Raw genomic sequence first — 3,266 nt, forward strand, 5'->3', positions numbered from 1 at the left:
CCGATGGAGCAGCGGGCGATGTCGCCCATGGTCATCAGCCCCTGCGCCTCGAGTTTTCTGGCATAGCCACGTCCCACACGCCAGAAATCCGTCAATGGCCTGTGCCCCCACAGCAGTCTTCGATATGAAGTTTCGTCCAGCCGCGCGATGCGGATGCCGTTCTCCCCCGCCTGGATGTGCTTGGCCACGATGTCCATGGCCACTTTCGCCAGATACAGGTTCGTTCCGATGCCGGCGGTGGCGGTGATGCCCGTCTGGGCATGGATGTCGCGGATGATGTCGCGCGTCATCTCGACCACGTCCTTGCCGTAGGCGCGCAGATAGGCGGTGACATCCATGAACACCTCGTCGATCGAATAGACATGGATGTCTTCGGCCGACACGTATTTGAGGTAGATGCCGTAGATTTTCGCGCTCATGTTCAGATAGTGGGACATACGCGGTTTGGCGATGTATACCGCCGCGGCCAGATTCGGATTGGCCGCGAGCGCCTTCGCGTCGTACGATTCGCCGGTCAGCGTCCTTCCGGGCGCGGTCCGGCGCCGCGTGGCATTGACCTCCTTGAGCTTCGCCTTGACCTCGAACAGACGCGCACGGCCCGGCAATCCGTATTCCTTGAGCGACGGCGAGACCGCGAGACAGATGGTCTTGTCGGTGCGCGATTCGTCGGCCACGACGAGATGCGTGGAAAGCGGCGGGAATCCATGTTCGACGCATTCCGATGACGCGTAGAAGGATTTCAGATCGATGGCCACGTAGGTCCTTTCGGCCATATCATCCTCCTTCCGCCGTAATGGGCGCGGCCGCAACCGGCATGGGCCCGAGCATGGGCGGCTTCCGGTCGATTCATCTTCGATGGTTCCAGCATACCAGCATATTCGAACAATTGTTCGATATATCGCTTCGTTTACGATGCGCGGCGCCCGTCTCGAAAAACTTCCCGCAAGCGGCGATTGTAGCCGGCGGTTGGTAGGGTTGAACGGTAGCGAATCCCTTGTCTCCATGGTTTTGGAAGGAGCTTTGGCTTGTCAGCTGAACTCGAAGACATCCACGAGGAATGCGGTATTTTCGGCGTTTGGGGCCACTCGGACGCCGCCCGACTCACCTACTTCGGCTTGCACGCGTTGCAGCATCGTGGTCAGGAAGGCGCCGGCATTGTCTCCAACGATAACGGTCATCTCATCGGTCATCGCGGCACGGGTCTGCTGACCCAGGTGTTCAGCGACGAACGCGAAATCGAACGTCTGAAGGGAGACAGGGCGATCGGCCATGTGCGCTATGCCACTGCCGGTTCCGGCGGCATCGACAACATCCAGCCGTTCATCTTCCGCTTCCACGACGGCGACATGGCACTGTGTCACAACGGCAATCTGACGAACTGCCTGTCGCTGCGCCGCAAATTGGAGGACGAAGGCGCGATCTTCCATTCCAATTCCGATACCGAGGTGCTCATGCACCTGATTCGCCGCTCCACGCAGCGCACGTTCATGGACAAGCTCAAGGAATCGCTGAACACCGTGCATGGTGGTTTCGCGTATCTCATCATGACCGAGAACGCGATGATCGGCGCGCTCGACCCGAACGGCTTCCGTCCGCTTTCCCTCGGCAAGATGAAGAACGGCGCCTATGTGCTCGCCTCCGAGACCTGCGCACTCGACATCGTCGGCGCCGAACTGGTGCGCAACATCCGTCCCGGTGAGATCGTCGTGGTCGATGACCATGGGTACAGGATCGTGCAGTACACGAACCAGACCCAGCTGGCCATCTGTTCGATGGAATTCATCTACTTCGCACGTCCTGATTCCAACATCTACGGCGTGAACGTGCATTCCGCCCGCAAGCGCATGGGCGCGCGTCTCGCCAAGGAATCCCCCGTCGACGCCGATATGGTCATCGGCGTGCCGAATTCCTCCCTGTCGGCCGCGTCCGGTTATGCGGAGGCCGCCGGCCTGCCGAACGAGATGGGTCTGATCAAGAACCAGTACGTGGCACGCACCTTCATCCAGCCCACGCAGGAGCTGCGCGAACAGGGTGTGCGCATGAAGCTTTCCGCCGTGCGCGGCGTGGTCAAGGGCAAGCGCGTGATCGTCATCGACGATTCCATCGTGCGCGGCACCACCTCCAAGCGCATCGTGCAGCTGCTGAGGGAGGCCGGCGCGGCCGAGGTGCATATGCGCATCAGCTCGCCGCCATTGAAGTACCCCTGCTTCTACGGCATCGACATCTCCACCACCAAGGAGCTTATCGCCGCGAAGAAATCCGTCGAGGAAATCCGCGAATACATCGGGGCCGACTCCCTGTCGTTCCTGTCGCTCGACGGTCTGGTGGAATCCATCGGCTTGGGCGCGAAGGCGCCGTACGGCGGTCTGTGCGTGGCCTACTTCAACGGCGACTACCCGACCGCGCTTGACGATTACGAATCGGACTTCCTGAAGTCCCTCACCCCGGAGGACCGCGTCCGCCTGCCGAAGTTCGCCTTGTACAAGAGCAAGTACGAAGGCAACGAATACGTCACCACCCCATTCCAAGAAGAACACTGAGAAGAACTGAACCCTAGAAAGGTTGGATATGCCAAAAGCATATGAAGAAGCCGGCGTAAGCGTCGAGGCCGGTTACGAAGTCGTCAAGCGCATCAAGTCCCATGTGGCGCGCACCAACCGCCCGGGCGTCGTCGGCGGCATCGGCGGCTTCGGCGGCCTGTTCGACCTGGCCTCCCTCGGCTACAAGGAACCGGTGCTGATTTCCGGCACCGACGGCGTCGGCACCAAGCTGGTGGTCGCCAAGATGGCGAACAAGCACGACACCATCGGCATCGACTGCGTCGCCATGTGCGTCAACGACATCGCTGCCCAAGGTGCGGAACCGCTGTTCTTCCTGGATTACATCGCCTGCGGCAAGAACGATCCGGCTTTGCTGGAGCAGGTCGTCTCCGGCGTGGCCGACGGCTGCGTGCAGGCCGGTTCCGGTCTGATCGGCGGCGAGACCGCTGAAATGCCGGGCATGTACGACGAGGATGAATACGATCTGGCCGGCTTCGCGGTCGGCGTCGCCGAAAAGTCCGCGATCGTCGACGGATCCACCATCGCCGAGGGCGACGTGCTCATCGGACTGCCGTCCACCGGCGTGCATTCCAACGGCTTCTCCCTGGTGCGCAAGGCCCTGTTCGAACAGGCCGGATACACCGTCGACACCGTGCTGGACGAACTCGGCGGGGCGAAGCTCGGCGATGTGCTGCTCACCCCGACGAAGATCTACGTGAAGGCGCT

General features: G+C 61.2%; 2 protein-coding genes and 1 pseudogene. 2 read left to right on the forward strand and 1 reads right to left on the reverse strand.

Features of this window, described 5'->3' with window-relative positions; genetic code table 11:
* A pseudogene (locus B3C64_RS03290) lies at positions 1-773 on the reverse strand (type VI secretion protein ImpB); the annotation flags it as partial.
* 252 nt (positions 774-1,025) lie between these two features.
* On the opposite strand from B3C64_RS03290, the gene purF reads away from it, so the two are divergent.
* Together purF and purM are read left to right on the forward strand one after the other, a co-directional pair.
* Positions 1,026-2,540 carry an amidophosphoribosyltransferase gene (gene purF / locus B3C64_RS03295; protein WP_291533699.1) on the forward strand — a complete coding sequence of 505 codons (1,515 nt, stop codon included), beginning with the start codon at positions 1,026-1,028 and terminating at the stop codon, positions 2,538-2,540.
* A 28-nt stretch (positions 2,541-2,568) separates the two neighbouring features.
* Positions 2,569-3,266, forward strand: a 698-nt coding sequence (purM, locus tag B3C64_RS03300; RefSeq protein ID WP_291533700.1) for a phosphoribosylformylglycinamidine cyclo-ligase, incomplete at its 3' end; no start/stop codon positions are given.

The organism is Bifidobacterium sp. UBA6881, from assembly GCA_002451435.1.
Lineage (GTDB): Bacteria > Actinomycetota > Actinomycetes > Actinomycetales > Bifidobacteriaceae > Bifidobacterium.